Annotated in this window: 9 protein-coding genes; 4 read left to right on the top strand and 5 right to left on the bottom strand. The window is 64.7% G+C overall.

Annotation, left to right across the window (positions count from 1 at the left end):
* The first annotated feature begins 180 nt into the window (after positions 1-180).
* From C4V41_RS51565 to C4V41_RS51555, 3 genes are read left to right on the top strand one after another with little or no spacing between them, the layout of a single operon-like run.
* The gene (locus C4V41_RS51565) at positions 181-1,755 is read left to right on the top strand and encodes a type I restriction-modification system subunit M (protein ID WP_103963424.1); all 1,575 of its coding nucleotides are present in this window, start codon (positions 181-183) and stop codon (positions 1,753-1,755) included.
* Positions 1,748-2,953, top strand: coding sequence for a restriction endonuclease subunit S (locus tag C4V41_RS51560; RefSeq protein WP_200824838.1), 1,206 nt, complete (start codon positions 1,748-1,750; stop codon positions 2,951-2,953). Before C4V41_RS51565 ends, C4V41_RS51560 begins: the two co-directional genes overlap by 8 nt.
* A 3-nt stretch (positions 2,954-2,956) precedes the next feature.
* A complete protein-coding gene (locus C4V41_RS51555; protein ID WP_103963423.1) occupies positions 2,957-6,028 on the top strand; it encodes a type I restriction endonuclease subunit R in 3,072 nt (1,023 codons plus the stop codon).
* Between the two features lie 303 nt (positions 6,029-6,331).
* On the opposite strand, the gene C4V41_RS51550 is transcribed toward C4V41_RS51555, so the two are convergent.
* From C4V41_RS51550 to C4V41_RS66465, 5 genes are all read right to left on the bottom strand, one after another.
* Positions 6,332-7,780, bottom strand: coding sequence for a phospholipase D-like domain-containing protein (locus C4V41_RS51550; protein ID WP_103963422.1), 1,449 nt, complete (start codon positions 7,778-7,780; stop codon positions 6,332-6,334).
* Complete coding sequence (locus C4V41_RS51545) at positions 7,777-11,223, bottom strand: AAA domain-containing protein (RefSeq protein WP_103963421.1); 3,447 nt, start codon at positions 11,221-11,223, stop codon at positions 7,777-7,779. The genes C4V41_RS51550 and C4V41_RS51545 overlap by 4 nt, the downstream gene beginning before the upstream one ends.
* A 353-nt stretch (positions 11,224-11,576) precedes the next feature.
* Positions 11,577-12,812 carry a tetratricopeptide repeat protein gene (locus C4V41_RS62455; RefSeq protein ID WP_160150684.1) on the bottom strand — a complete coding sequence of 412 codons (1,236 nt, stop codon included), beginning with the start codon at positions 12,810-12,812 and terminating at the stop codon, positions 11,577-11,579.
* Between the two features lie 78 nt (positions 12,813-12,890).
* A complete protein-coding gene (locus tag C4V41_RS51535; RefSeq protein WP_200824837.1) occupies positions 12,891-14,018 on the bottom strand; it encodes an integrase core domain-containing protein in 1,128 nt (375 codons plus the stop codon).
* 128 nt (positions 14,019-14,146) lie between these two features.
* On the bottom strand, positions 14,147-14,371 hold the full coding sequence (locus C4V41_RS66465) for a hypothetical protein (RefSeq protein ID WP_456093868.1): 225 nt from the start codon (positions 14,369-14,371) through the stop codon (positions 14,147-14,149).
* Between C4V41_RS66465 and C4V41_RS66460 the strand changes: the two genes are divergently transcribed.
* Positions 14,270-14,824, top strand: coding sequence for a zinc-binding dehydrogenase (locus C4V41_RS66460; RefSeq protein ID WP_456093867.1), 555 nt, complete (start codon positions 14,270-14,272; stop codon positions 14,822-14,824). The two genes, C4V41_RS66465 and C4V41_RS66460, sit on opposite strands and share 102 nt — an antisense overlap.
* Positions 14,825-14,937: the final 113 nt, after the last annotated feature.

The following is a 14,937-nucleotide window of genomic DNA, read 5'->3' as shown; positions in this document are numbered from 1 at the left end:
AGTCCGTGATCCTGGCGAGGGATATCGTTGTTAGGTCGCCCATACAGGAGTACGACGCCTTGTGTGTTCTTCCTCAGGCCGTGCCCGCTGTGAACATGCCGGTAACGCCCGCGATGGGTGACCAGTAGAAATTCCCCGGCCTTCGGGCCGCCACCTTTGACGAGCGAGGACCCCCGACTGATGGCAGTGACCCAGCAGGAGATCGAGAACCGCTTGTGGGATGCCGCCGACGAACTGCGCGTGGCGATGCCCGAGGCACAATATGCCTCCGTCATCTTCCCTCTGATGTTCTGGAAGTACCTGTCGGACACCTGGGAGCACCAGCACGAGCAGTTCCTGGCCGAAAACGAGGGCCTGGACGACCTGTCCGCCGAGGAAGCTCACGAGATCGAGTACCGCGACTACCAGTCGTTCGAAATTCCGTTTATCCACCCTGGCACCGTCCACCAGCGTCGCGCCTCCTGGACGTCCATCCTCGCCACCATCACCCAGCCCGGCCTCGGCCAGCGCGTCCGCACTTCCCTGCAAGCCATCGAGACGGCCAACCCTGACAAGTACTCTCGCCTGTTCGGGGCCATGACCTGGACCTCCGAAGAGGTACTGCGGGGGGAGGTGCTGGCGGCGGTCATGCAGACGATGGACCGCACCCCGAAGATGCACGAGGGCAACATGTCTCACGATGTCCTTGGTGGGGCGTATGAGTATCTGCTGAAGCGGTTCTCCGACGGGTCCGGCACCCGAGCCGGCCAGTTCTTCACCTCCCGCGAGGTCGTCGAGCTGATCGTCGAGGTCCTAGACCCCAAGGGCTATGAGTCGGTGTACGACCCAACCTGCGGATCGGGCGGCATGCTCATCGCCTCCGCTAACCTCCTCAAGACCCGCGGCGGGCGTGGCTACACGCTCAAGTTGTACGGGCAGGAGGCCGTACCGGACACCGCGGGCGTGGCCCGCATGAACCTCTTCATGCACAACCTCACCCAGTTCAAGGTCGAGGTCGGCGACACCCTGAAGGACCCACGCTTCAAGAGGCCGGACGGGTCCGTCGCGCAGTTCGACGTGATCGTTGCCAACCCGCCCTACAGCCTGAAGTGGAAGCCCTGGACCAACGACCCGCGCGCCCTCGGCGGGGTCGCCCCGCCCTCAACCGCTGACTGGGCGTTCGTCCAGCACATGATCGCCAGCATGAGCCCTCAGAAGGGACGCGCCGGCGTCGTCCTGCCCCACGGCGTCCTCTTCCGAGGCGGCCAAGAGGCGGCCATCCGCCAGCGTGTCCTGGACGATGACCTGCTCGAAGCAGTCATCGGCTTGCCTGCCAACCTCTTCTACAACACCACCATCCCCACAGCGATCCTGGTGTTCCGCGCACCCGGCACCAAGGACCCGGAGCGGCAGGGCGGCGTACTGTTCATCGACGCCTCCAAGCGGTTCTCCAAGGCCAAAAACCGCAACGTCCTCACCGACGCCGACATCGCCGACATCGTGACCGCCTACCACTCCAAGATGGACGCCGACGGTAACCCGGTGGACCCCGACGGAGAAGGCGGACTCGCGGCGCGATTCGTCCCCGCCGCGGAGATCGCGGCGAACGGATACGACCTGAACATCGGGCGGTACATCAAGCAGGTCGCCGCCGAGCAGGAAGACCTCGGCACCCTCATCGACGCCTACAACCTCGCTCGTGCTGAACGTCAGAGGACCGAGCAGCGTATGCTCACCGTCCTCGCCGATGCTGGAATCGAGGGCTTCGATGAGTGACAGCTATCCGCTTCGTCCGCTCGGAGAGGTGATGCGCCTCGACATCCAGCGCACACCGATGAGGCCTGCAACCACCTACCGTCTGGCCGGAGTCCTGAACGCAGGACAGGGGCTCGTCGCCAAAGGCGAAATCGACGGCGGAGGCACAGAGTACTCGGCAATGAACGTGCTGCGCGTCGACCAGGTCGTGATGCGAAAGCTGACGGCGTGGGAAGGCCCGATCACCGTAGTACCTGCCGAGTTCGACGGATTCGTCGTCAGCAACGAGTTCCCGACATTCACGCTTGGTCCAGAACTGGTGCCCGCCTGGATGAGGCACGTCTGCCGCTCACCGCGACTGTGGGCAGAAATGAAGAACCGGGTGAGCGGGACAGTTCAACGGCGTAAGCGCCTCAATCCAGAGCAACTCTTGCAGATCGAACTGCCGATCCCACCCCGAGAGGTACAAGCGCGAATCGTCGAGATACTCGACGCAGTCGACGACCAGATCACCGCACTCGATTCCGAGGCCAACACTGCACGGAAACTCCTCCACGGGGTGCTCGCAGAGCACTTTGCGACTGTCAAGGGTGAAAGGCGTCGGATTGTTGATCTGTGCTCCCATGTGGTCGGGGGTGTCTGGGGCAATCCCGAGGGCGAGGGCGAAGTTGATCGGCTCGCGCTCGGGCCTCGCATCTACGCGCCCGGCACCTCCGACTTTGTAACCGACGGCTCCCCAGTCCGGTCGTTCACAAGCAAGCAGGCGGGCACCCGGACGGTACAGGAGCAGGACATCATCTTGGAGCGGTCAGGCGGTTCGCCCGAGCAGCCCGTCGGCCGAGTCGTCATCGCAGGCTCCGATCTGGAGCCGTGCGTGCCCACCGATTTCCAGCGGTTGATTCGGGTAGACCCGCAGAAGGTGTCCCCCAGGTACGTGTTCTGGCGGCTCCGACACGACTGGGCATCAGGGCTGACCTACAGCTACTCCCGCCGAACGACCGGGATCACGAATCTGTCGGTGAAGGAGTACATCGCCCGCGAGGTTCCGCTGCCTGCGTTGGAAGAGCAGACGGGACTCACTGAGAGCGCCGAAGCGGTTGATGCGCTGGTAGCCACACTGCGCACGGAGGCCGTCAGACTGCGTCAGGCTCGGGCGGGGCTGTTGGCAGGGTTGTTGGATCGGACCATCGACATCAAGTCCGCCGAGCTAGAGGGATGAGCCGTGGCGAAGGGCATTCGGGAGCGCGAGTTCCAGAACCTGCTGATCCAGTGGTCCCTCCCCATGGGCTGGACCTTCACCGCGGGCAGGGCGCTGCCGCGTGAGACGACACAGACGGTGCTGGCCGGCCTGTTGCGGGACGCCATCGTCCAGTTCAACCCCGGAGTGATCGACGGGTACGACGTGGACGCAGTGGTCGAGGAGATCACCGCCACGGTCAATGCTGTCGAGGGCGGGCTGGTGCGGGCCAACGAGCAGGTGCTGCGCCTGCTGCGAGGGCACAAGGAGTTCCGGGATGCCGACGGCGCGTGGCACGCCCTGAAGATCATCGACTTCGAGGACCCGACCGCCAACACGCTGGTCGTGTCGGACGAGGTGACCATCACCGTCCCCGGCAAGACCTCCCGCCGATTCGACCTCGTGTACTGGGTCAACGGGCTGCCCCTGGTCGTGGTCGAGGTGAAGTCGCCGACCGCGAACTCTGGATGGGCGGACGCCGCCCGCGAGATCAACGACGTTTACGCCACCGAGTACCCATGGTTCTTCACCCCCAACGTCTTCGCCGTCGCCTCCGACGGGCTGAAGCTGCGGTTCGGTGCCGCCGGAGCCCCCACGAACCTGTGGCAACCGTTCCGGTCCACTGCCGACGACGAGAACCTGTCCGGGCAGACCGACGTGCAGCGCTCCGTCGAACTACTGCTCAACCCAGCCACCGTCCTGGACATGCTGGCCAACTTCGCCTTGTTCGACACCTCCGGCGGCGGGGTGGACACGAAGTACCTGCCACGCTATCCCCAGATGGAGGCCGCCCACCTCATCCACAAGCGAGTCCTGGCCGGCGGCCGGAAAGGGCTCATCTGGCACCACCAAGGCAGCGGGAAGACGCTGCTGATGGTGTTCGCCGCCTCCCTACTGCTGGCCGACACCCGCACGGAGTCCCCCACGATCATCCTGCTCTCGGACCGGACCCAACTCGTCCGCCAGACCTCCGGCGTGTTCACCTCCGCCATGGGGAGCGCCTACTTCCACCAGCCCGCCACCAGCCAGGAGTTGCGTGCCCTGCTAGCCGACGACGTGCGCGGCGTCATCTCCACGACCGTCCACAAGTTCGCCGACGCCGGCAAGAACCTGTCGACCCGGGACAACATCATCGTGCTGGTAGACGAGGCACACCGCACCCAGTCCGCCCGGTCGGCGTCCCTGGCCGGGCAGATGCGCGCAGCGTTGCCGCGCGCGAAGTTCTTCGGCATGACCGGTACCCCCGTCAGGAACCTCTCCACCGACACCTTCGCCCTCTTCGGTGAAGAGACCGATCCAGGCAGGGTTCTGCACCGGTACTCGGTGTCCCGGTCTCTGCTGGATGGGGCCACCGTTCCGGTCTTGCTGGACCCGCACCCGGTCGCCTTCGATTTAGACGACCAGGCGTTGCAGGCTGAATTCGACCAGTTCGCCGACGACTTCGACCTCGACGACCCCGACCGCGAGCTCCTGTCCCGCAAGTTCGGGCGCCTCACCTCGGTGTTCGCCAACCCCGACCGCATCCACGCGGTCTGCCAGGACATCGTGGACCACTACCTCGCCGGCGCCTACCGCAACAGCCTGAAGGCCCAGGTCGTCGCCTACAACCGTGAACTGGCCGTGGCCTACACGGACAAGATCAACGAGCTGCTGGCCGGCTTCGAGGCGTCACAGGTGCTCGCCGAGGTCGGCAAGCATGACCGGATCACCGCCGAGGTGAACATCTCCGTCTCGGACGCCAAGGGCGAAGACCCCGCCATGCGCCCGTTCCGGCTTTCGGAGGCCGAGGAAGAGGAGCAGAAGCGGCGCTTCCTCACCCCGGACGACCCGCTGTGCTTTCTGGTGGTGACCGCGAAGCTGATGACCGGGTTCGACGCCCCCAACGAGGGCGTCCTCTACCTGGACAAGCCGCTGAAGGCCCACACCCTCTTCCAGACGATCACCCGCCCGAACCGTACCTGGGTGTCCCCCACCGGGTTCGTCAAGACCTCCGGCGTGATCGTGGACTACATCGGGCTGGCCGAAGAGGTGCAGCGGGCCGTCGTCGATCCCACCTCGCCGGGCACCGGTAAGGGCGGCGGGTTCGTCACCGACCTGTCCGAGCTCGTCGATGAGTTCCGCACCACCTTCGCCCGCATCGAAGACCTTCTCGTGGACGTGGACGGCCTGGACCTCACGGTCCACGGATACGAGTCCGTACGAGCCATCAACGCCTTCCTGGACGCCAACCCTGGCACCGCCGAAGTGTTCAGCAAGGACTACCGGCTCCTGGCCCGCCTGTACCCGCTCATCAGCACCGACAAGCGCGTGGCCAAGTACCGGGACGGGCTCGGGCTGTTCGGATCCGTGTACACGACCCTGTTCAAAAGGTCCTCCGACGAAGAGAGGAAAGAGCGGCTGAGTGAGCTGGGACCGATGGTCCTGGAGATCATCAACGCCCACGTCCACTCCTTCTCCGTGGTCGCCACCCGAGAGGAAGCCCTCATCCTGGACGCACAAGGCATCGCCATCCTCAAGGAACTGATGGCCCTTGTCCGGCCTAAGCCCAGCAAGGACGGCGAGGACAAGAGGCCGCCGTCCGCAGCGGAGATCCTGGACCACATCAAGGCCGCCCTCGAAAAGGGCGTCGAACCGGGGTCCGCCAAGTACACCGCCCTCGCAGAGCGGATCAAGCTGCTGCGGGACCGGATCATCCAGAACTCCCAGGACGCCCTGGAGTTCCTGTCCGAGGCGCTCCGGATCGCTCGCGCCATCGTGAACGCCAGCAAGCACCCCGACGAAGCGGTCGTGCTGGACGACGACCACGTGGGCGTCCTGTCACGGATCATCCACGACCACGCACCTCCCGGCCTCACCATCACGGAAAGAAACCTGGCCGAGGAGATCGACCAAGTGGTCACCCGCACCCTCGCCCAGACGTGGGACAACGCCGACGCCCGCAACCGCGGTGTCCGTCGCGCCACCGCCGCAGTCTTCCGCAAATACCTGCTGAAGCCGGTGGGAGAGCCATATGACTCCACCGTCGCCTACATCGAAGCCCACTACCTAGTCGACTGATCAACGGAGGCCCGGCGACCTGTGGCAGCCACTGGGCCTCCGTGATTCCGCGTTCGGCTCCGGCCCTGATCTACCCCTAGATAGCCCAGCATGTAGCCGTCAACCTACGAGACGTGCGACGAATGACGAGGCCCATACTCAAGCAGCGCCGCACTCGCCGACTACCGACACGCCGCCGGACGTCGGCGGCAGAAGTCAGGACGGGGCCGTACCGCGCGGTCGGAGCATTGCGCCAGCGCCTGCGATGGCTTCCCTCCGTTGCGCTCAGTAGGGCCAAATCGAGACGCGACAGGTTCAGGTCGCCTAACCGGATGTATCGCGGCGGGCTGACTCGATCAGACCCACATATTGCGCGTGGCGGCCGTCAACAAAGTCGATCTCGCGGATCAGAGTGCCTTCCTCGCGCCGGTAGATGGGGGAGGAACCACCCCGATAGGACAGCCACTCGAAGCTGCTGTTGATCCAGGTGTCGTCGAAGATGAGGCAGTGGGGGTACGGCTCGTCGAGGCGAGTGAGGGTGAGGTTGTCGTGTCGGTCGGCGAGTCGGCGTAGACGTTTGACGGCACTGGAGTCTTGATTCGCGGGGCCGTAAGCGATGTGCACGCTAACGCTGGTGCGGCGCAGCATCGCTTTCAGCTGCGTGATCAGGTTGTCAGTGACGACGGCGCTGTGGAGCGTGGAGGTGACGAGCAAGAATCGACGGCGGGTGTGCTCGATTGCGTTCGCCAACAGCTCTGGGTGCTCGAATACCGGCACGCATCGTACGGTCAGGGCGTCCAGTTCCTCCCGAGCGGTTACCCTGTCGCCTTCTGCTGCTGCGTCGAGGTTGGGCAGTTCGGGCAGGGCGGCGTCGATGCGTCGTTGCAGGGCTCGGACGGTGTCGTAGGGAGCCCTCTGGTCGCGCAGGTGCTGGGGCAGGTCGGGTTCGCCTTTAGGCGGCGCCACGGTGATGCCTAGCTTGTAGGCGCCGCCGAGTTTAGCGAGTAGATCGTCATGTTCCCGGCTGGGCAGGTCGTCAACCACGAGGGTCAGGCGGATGTCGTCAGAACCGGTCGCGGAGTACACCAACAGGACGGCTGGCAGGTAGCGGCGGCGCTGTCGGATGACCTCTTCGACGGAGAGAACTTCGACCGTTCCGGCGCCGGCTCGGCGGCGGGACTCCCCTGAGACCGTGCCACGGGCTCGGCGCAGCTCCTCGAATGTGCGGTTGAGAGCGCGCGCCGAGACTTCCTGCGTGGTGACCTCGTGAGTGCGGGTAGACGGCAGGAGTAGCATGCCGCGGGCTGTGGCGTTGTCGCGGGTGATCAGGTCATGGTGGAGGTGTGCAGAGGGTGCCCACAGCAGGCGGTTGAACGCGTGCGGCAGCTCGACGCGGCGAGGAGTGATGACTTCCAGGTCGTTGACCGTACGGGTTCCGGTTGTGCTGAGACTGATGATGCGGCTACCGCGGTGTTCGGGCCGCGGGTCAGGCCGGTAGTCGAGGGTCTCAGCAGACAGGTGGTAGGCGACGGAGTCCCTGATGACGTCGTCCTTCATGCCGAGGACGGCGGCGACGTCGGTGATGGTGTCGACGCCCGCTGCGCACAGCCGTAGTACGAACTCTTCGACCAGCGGCAGCGGTTTACGTTCTTGGGCGATGACGTCGAGGGTGAGCCAGGCGAAGGGGATCGCGGCATCAATGGCGGCGACTAAGTGGTAGCCGGGATGTAGTTCGTTGTAGCGGCGCGCGGCGAGGGCGGTGGCGTCTGTCATGCGCGAGCGTTTCCGATCCAGCAGGCGTCGGGGTGGCGGCGGATATGGGTGAGGACATCTTGAAACGGGCCGGGCTCGGCTTCACAGAATGGGGCGTCCCCAATGATGACCAGTCCGTAACGGGATCGGGACAGTGCCACGTTGACGCGGCGCCAGTACGTTGGGCCGAGGAATCCGAGGCTGTGGTGGTCGTTGCTGCGCGCGACGGAGAAGAAGGTCACGTCGGTCTCACGGCCTTGGACGGCGTCCACGGTGTTGACTTCGACCTCAAGGAGCGGTGAGCTGGGACCAGCAATGGCCCGGCGCAACTCCTCCATCTGCTTGCGATAGGCGGTAAGAATCAGGACTCGAAGGGGTTTGCCGTCGTCGGTTCGGACCTTCTGGGCTATGAGAGCTTGGCGCAAGTCAGCCAACGCCTGTTTCACGACGCGAACCTCGTGGTGGTTGACTATGCCGGTCCCGACGCGTTCTTCGCGGCGCTGTGCTGATCGGCCGGTGTCCAGCCAGGCGACGGGCCTGTGGAAGCAGGTGTCCCAGCCCGCTAGCTTTGGGCGGGCTGCCGAGCGAAGGGAGCCCTTATAGAAGCAGTCGGAGATCAGGCCACCAATGCTGGGGTGCATCCGATACTGCTGAGTGAGTTGGTGATGTGCAGCGGCTGGGGCGCCGTCCAACAGTTCTTGAAACAAGCTGCGTTCAACGTCGGTGCGTTCTAGGCCGTGACGATCCATGATGTCTGGGTGGTCGAGGACTTCTTCCTGCATCGGGGGAAGTTGGTGTGGGTCGCCGACGAGTACCCATCGCCGAGCGCGGGCCAGCGGAACCAAGGTCTCCGTCGCGGTGGCTTTGGATGCCTCGTCGAGGATGCACAGGTCGAACTCCAGGTCCCGCACTGCTGGGTGAGATAGGAATCCCAGGCATGTGCCGGCCACGACGCGAGCTTGACGCAGCAAAACCGCTTCCAGGTCTCGGCTGGATTCGATGCGCTGGAACCATTCGGCCTGCAGTCTGAGGATCCCGGCTAGTTTACGCAGTGCGGGGTTATGGTCGACTGCGGAGTTAAATGCTGTGCGGGCAGTGGCGGGTGTGAGCACTGGGCCAGGAGGCAGCAGGGCGGTCAACGCATCGGTGCCAAGCAGCGAGGCGGCGCGATCGAGTAGCTCACTGATCCGATCGGACAGCCGCTGGAGGCTGTCATTAAGCTGGCCCGCCGCGGAGGTGTCATTATCGCCGTCGGCCTGTCTGGATACCGGCGGGGCGGCGGGCTGCTGTAGGACGTCGATGATTGCCGCGCGCCGGGCGTGTAGGTCGCTCTGTTCCTCAAGCGCGGCGATGAGTTCACCCAGCGCGGCCACACCACGTACGTTCTCTAGGTCCACCTGCGCAGTGTGCGCCATCTCCTCCAGTTGGCCTTCGGCCCGGTCACGGATGTCCTGCACCCAGCCGGGCATGAGCTGGTCGAGCAGGTAGGGTTGGGCCCGCTCGGCGACACGCGAGTCATCGGGCCGACCCAGTCGCACGACGTTGTCCAGTCCTGCATCGACAAGCCGGACCAGGGCATTGTCGACCGCCACGTGGGTCTGGCTGACCAGCAGAATTCGGGCGTCGGGGTTGCCGCGGAGTTCTTGCCGTACTAGTTCGGTGATGAAGCTCGTCTTCCCCGTGCCGGGCGGTCCTTCGAGTAGGTAGAAGTCCTCACAGCCCAGGGCACCAGCAATGGCGGTCCGCTTATCCTCATCCAGGTGCTCGTCGAACCAGTTCATCTCGGGCTGAAGCATGGGCGGCGCGATGCGCGATGGGTCTAGCAGCAGTTGCCGGAGCTGAGGGCGTACCGAGGTTTCGGAACGAACGTTGACGACGGCTTCGCGCTGCCGCGACAGCGCCACGGAGCTCGCGCCGGTGCTCAGAACAAGTTCGCCTGCAGTGGGAAGGTTTGCCGGCTTGTACTTGTAGGCCAGTGTGACGCTGTGATCGTCCTGAGCGATCACGACTCCGATGCCGCCGACGACCTTGGTCCGCCCGTAGTTGGAGGCACGAACACGACAGATGCGTTCCTCGCCGACGACATCAGTGTCGGGGGCAGCTGCTAGGTGGAACCGCGCTTGCTTGCCCTTCACGGAGACGGCGTGGTACGGAAGTGGAGCAGAGCGCTCGGCTTCCAGGTCCTCCTTAGCCTCGAGCAGATCAAGCCATTTGTCGAACATGCGGTTCTCGTCGCGCTGTTGCTGGAGGTCGTCCTGCTGTAGATAGTGCGCGTCCAGGGCAGCGAGCACGCGGTCCTTGGTCTGGCGTGCTGTCGCGGCTGCCTGATCGCGTGAGGTCCATTCGACCTCCTCGACGACGGGCCAGGCATCCCGCCGGGCCGCGTCGAGTTCTCCTTCATTGGCCTTGTAAATCTTGGTGACGATGAACGCTGGCTGGTCGGGTATCACGACGAGTCGCAGCCGCCTTTGGCTCCCGACCAGGTGCAGAATGTCGACTCTACGTTCCGCGGTATTGGGGTCAACCATGCGCGCCAGGTGCGTTCCGTGGGCGAACTCGGCCTGCAAGGTGCGCTCAATCGCATCCCGGTCGCGATCGTTGGGCGGAGTCAAGAGCTGGCGAGCCGCCTCGTCCCGCACGATGAGTTGGGCTTTATGCACCTGCATCCATTTACGGGTGCGACGCAGGTGGATCTCCCGGATCAGATCGCGCAGAATGATGGCGTTGCTAGGGCGGGCGTCGGGGTCGCGGCTAGTGCATTCCCGCAGGATCTTCTCGACCTCCGGCGGCACATCGACGTCATCAAGTGCAGTTTCCAGGTGTGGGTAATCTTCGAAAGGGCCGTCGATCAGGCAGCTCAGCGCTGTGGCAGCGAACCCCCAGACGTCACGGCTGGCACGGCTCATCCCTGTCAAGTCCGGCGGCGCGAAGGGGCGGGAGGCTAGGCTGGCGACGGTGGCCTCAGTGGCGATGCGACTACGAATAGTGCTGATGCCGAAATCGGCTAGCAGCAGCGTCCCATCGTTGTCGATGAGGATGTTGGATGGCTTGACGTCACGGTGCACGACTTCGTGCTCGTGGGAATAGGCTAACGCGTCCAGTAGAGGCAACCCCCACCGTTCAATGAGGTCGTCCCACCCGAAGTCGTCGACCGAAGGCAACACCTCTGGCAATTGCCGCTCCAGCCACGGGAATACCAGGTAAAACGAGTCCTTGCCTTCGTCCTCGCCATAGTCGAGCAGCGACACGATGTTGGGGTGGCGCAACCTGCGCAGGGACTCGACCTCACGGCGGAAAAGCACCCGATGTGTGTCATCGGCGTCGGTTCGCGGAATCAGTTTCACCGCGACGTGCCTACCGTCGGGCGAGCGCATGTCTATCGCTTTGACCACCACCGTGGCCGTGCCACTTGAGCGCTCCTGCTGAGGCAGCAGCGCATACCGATCAGCCACTGTGTCGAACACATAGCTCCTTTGCCGGTGCAGCGCAGCAGTCTATCTCGTCAGTCCTGGCGATATAGGTCTAATGCGAACTGAATTTATTTCTCTCTGACCAAGGACGGGCAGGTGCCTTCCGGGGGTCGGCGACCTGGCTGGGGATAGGTGCTGGACGGTCGCACCACCGATGGCCGGTGGGCGAGGATCAGCCAGCGTGTCCTCACGCCTCGACGCCGTGATCTGTCACAGCTAGAACACCCAGAGACCGTGGATACGCGGCTCGGTGGTACTCGTTGATCAGGCGGCCGATCTGCTGCTCGATGCCAAGCGGCGCAGGATGCGCGCGCCGGTGTTGGCCATCGGCGACGGCGCGGCTCTGGCTATCGTTCCGGATCCCCTTCGCGGGCTTCCAGAGTACGAAGCAGCGGCTCCAATGCTGACTCTCCGCGGTTGAGGATTATGTCGGTCAACTGCTGCTCGAACCATGCGGAGCGAGGATCGAAGCCATGGCGCCTGAGCGCTGCGCTATAGGCCGCCGGGATCTCCCCTACCTTAATCGAATTGTGGGTGGCGGATGCGAGTTGTCCGATGAGAGTCCGCAAGCTCTCAGTTAGACTGCGCCCTAGTTCAACATCCTGACCGGTTGCCTCGCGAGCAAAGAAGCCGCCCTGCCCAGCGCGCCACTGCAGGAGAACCATCGACTTCCGTGCTTCTGGGGCGATTGTTGAACCCTCAGCGTGCCACGGGCAGACCTCATTGATGATGTACGTGCACCACGCGATGAAGGAGCGCGGATCGGCCTCTTGGCTTGACCAACCCCAGTCGATGACACATCCGCATGGGTGTTCAAACGGCGTCCAGTGGATATCGCCCGTGCTGTTAGTAGATTGGGGCCCTTCCTCCCTTGGGCCCATGCGTTCGGAGACCGTTGCGAAGGCATGCTCGATAAGTGGATCGCCAGCCTCATGGGCTCGTTGCGCCCAACTCGTTGCCTCATCGATGTCTCCGTGTTCGAGCAGGTGAAGTGCGAACCGGCCCATCGCGTACGGGGCGCCGCCGTCGGCGGCTTTAGCCAGCCATGCTCCTGCACGTGCTGTGTTGCCGCGGTCATCCATGATGAGGGCGAGGTAGAACATGGCGTCGTGGACCCCGGCGTCGGCGGCCGGTTCAAGCCAGCGAACGGCCTCGTCGTATCTGCCGAGGTCCCACAGCATCGCCCCAAGTTGAGCCATGGCATGGATGTTGCCGAGCCCAGCGGCTTGGTTCAACCACGTGTACGCCGTGTCCGACTCCCCCAAGGCGCGATGTACCTCGCCAAGCCTGGCAGCGGCATCGGCGAAGTTATTGAGATAGGTCTGACGGATCTTCCTTCCCGGCGCGTCTGGGTCACCGTCATCGGTTACGAGGTGAGGCAGGACGTAGGCGGCCTCGGCTTGGGCGTGATCGACTGCCTTTCGGAACCGATCGCGCGCGCCTTCCAAGTCTCCGTGGTTCCGCAGGAATGTTCCGAGAAAGAGCGAACCACAGCCGTTTGGAGATTGAGCGGATCGTTCATACCAGTAACGTGCGGAGTCCAGGTCGCCATCGTCCTCAAGTTCGCATCCCCAGCCGGCCATCGCACCAAGATCCCCGGCTTCGGCTCCGCGCCGCAGCCTGTGCCGCTCGAATATTGAGTTGCGTGGCTTGAGCTGCGGTTATGCGGCGTGGTGGTATTCGTTGATCGTGCCTGTGACGACGGGTTTTCGGTGGATGGATCGTAGGTCGTTGAGGTCGGTCGCGTCGTGGGCAGGCTGCGTTGCGATGTCCGGGGGACGTTGCTGTCGGGACTGGTGCGGTCGGCGCCCGTTGTAGTGGATCAGATACTCGCGGAGCACGAGTGCCAGGTGGCGTTCATCAAGGATCAGGATCCGGTCCAGGAGTTCGCGGCGTAGGGTGCCGATGACCCGCTCGCAGATAGCGTTCATCCTCGGCGTCCGCGGCAGCGTGGTGACCAGCCGCAACCCTTCAGCTTCGAAGACCTCCCGAAAGGCGGAGGTGAAGAGCGGATCCCGATCGTGGATCACGAACCGCAGCCCGGCGATGCGGTCACTCAGATCCATGACCAGGTTGCGGGCCTGCTGCGCCGTCCATGCTCCGGTCGGGTGCGCGGTTACTCCGGCCAGGTGCAGCTTCCGGGTGCCATGCTCGATGAAGACCAGCACACACAGCCGCTTGAGCAGCACGGTCTCGACCACCAGGAAGTCACACGCGATGATCGCGTGGGCCTGAGCGGCCAGGAACTGCCGCCAGGTTGGCCCGGCCCGGCGGGGCGCCGGATCGATACCGGCGGTGTGCAGGATCTCCCACACCGTGGAGGCGGCGATCGGGTACCCCAGGCGCGCCAACTCGCCTTGGATTCTTCTGTGGCCCCAGGTCGGGTTCTCCCGTGCCATCCGAACGATCAGTGCCTTGACCGGCCGGCGAGTGCAGGGCCGTCCCGGGCGCCGCCTGTCGGTGAAGGTCCATGTACGTGCCACGAGGGTGCGGTGCCAGCGCAAGATCGTCGCTGGCGTGACGGGGAAGACTTCCGCCCATCGACGGCGGCAAATCAGCCGCGACAACGCTGCAAGCCAGAGCCGGTCGGCGTGATCCCACCGCGGCTGGCCGCCGAGCTGCCGGCGGAGCACCTGGTTCTCCTGACGGAGCACCAGCAGCTCAACATCCTTGGACAGATCAGAACGGACCAGCACCGTCAGCAGGCCGAACAAGCCCCTTATCAACCGGTAGACAAGCGATAACACCACATCGCGATGGTCGCAGCCACCGCCCTGATCGCGCAGCAAAACCCCAGTTCACAACGCGAACCCGTGTTTTCGAGCGGGTCACCCGCTTCCGGCCGGGTGACGAGGTCTTCGGCATGCCGCGCTTCCCGCACAAGGCCGGCGGCTACGCGGAGTACGTGACCGCCCCGTCACGACACTTCACCCGTAAGCCGGCCGGCCTCGACCACGTGCACGCCGCGGCGCTGCCATTGGCGGCGCTCACCGCGTGGCAGGTCCTGTACGACACCGCGAACGTGCAGCCGGGCCAGCGCGTGTTGATCCACGCCGCGGCCGGCGGGGTCGGCCATCTGGCCGTGCAGCTCGCCAAGCATCTCGGCGCGTACGTGATCGGTACCGCTCGTACGCCCAAGCACGCCTTCGTACGTGAACTGGGCGCCGACGACGTGATCGACTACACCGAGGAGGACTTCGCCGAGACGGTCCGCGACATCGACCTGGCCATCGACAGCATCCGTGGTGACTACGGGGTACGTTCCTGCGGACGCTGCGGGACGGTGGCACCCTTGTCCAACTCGCATCGGATCCTGACGAGGGCCTCCTTCGGCAGGCCGGCGAGCGCGACATCTGGGCGGGCTCCGTCCTCGTCGAGCCGGACAACGCCGCGATGGCGACGATCGCCGAGCTCGTCGAGACAGGGCGGCTGCGCGTCGAGGTCGACACCGTCCTGCCGTTCGAGCAGGCGGCCAAGGCTCACGAGCTCGGCGAGACCGGCCGTACCACCGGAAAGATCGTGCTCACCGTCGCCGGATGACCTGCACCGGCGCGCACCGCGCCACCAGCGTCCGGCCTCCATCGTGAATCCGTAGGTGTAGCCGACGAGCTTCGGTCCCTCCTCGGCGGACACGACCACGAAGCCGGGATGCCGCGCCTGGGCGGAGGCGCGGTCGAGGTAGGCGTTGCGACTGAAGAGCGGGTTCGC

This window comes from Nonomuraea solani, assembly GCF_900108335.1.
Taxonomy (GTDB): Bacteria; Actinomycetota; Actinomycetes; order Streptosporangiales; family Streptosporangiaceae; genus Nonomuraea; species Nonomuraea solani.
This window is presented reverse-complemented; position numbering and strand designations above follow the sequence as displayed.

Excerpts from the sequence above, each read along its gene's own strand:
- C4V41_RS62455 (WP_160150684.1), bottom strand. The coding sequence starts at position 12,812 with ATGGCCGGCTGGGGATGCGAACTTGAGGACGATGGCGACCTGGACTCC.
- C4V41_RS51550 (WP_103963422.1), bottom strand. The coding sequence starts at position 7,780 with ATGACAGACGCCACCGCCCTCGCCGCGCGCCGCTACAACGAACTACAT.
- C4V41_RS51565 (WP_103963424.1), top strand. The coding sequence starts at position 181 with ATGGCAGTGACCCAGCAGGAGATCGAGAACCGCTTGTGGGATGCCGCC.
- C4V41_RS51560 (WP_200824838.1), top strand. The coding sequence starts at position 1,748 with ATGAGTGACAGCTATCCGCTTCGTCCGCTCGGAGAGGTGATGCGCCTC.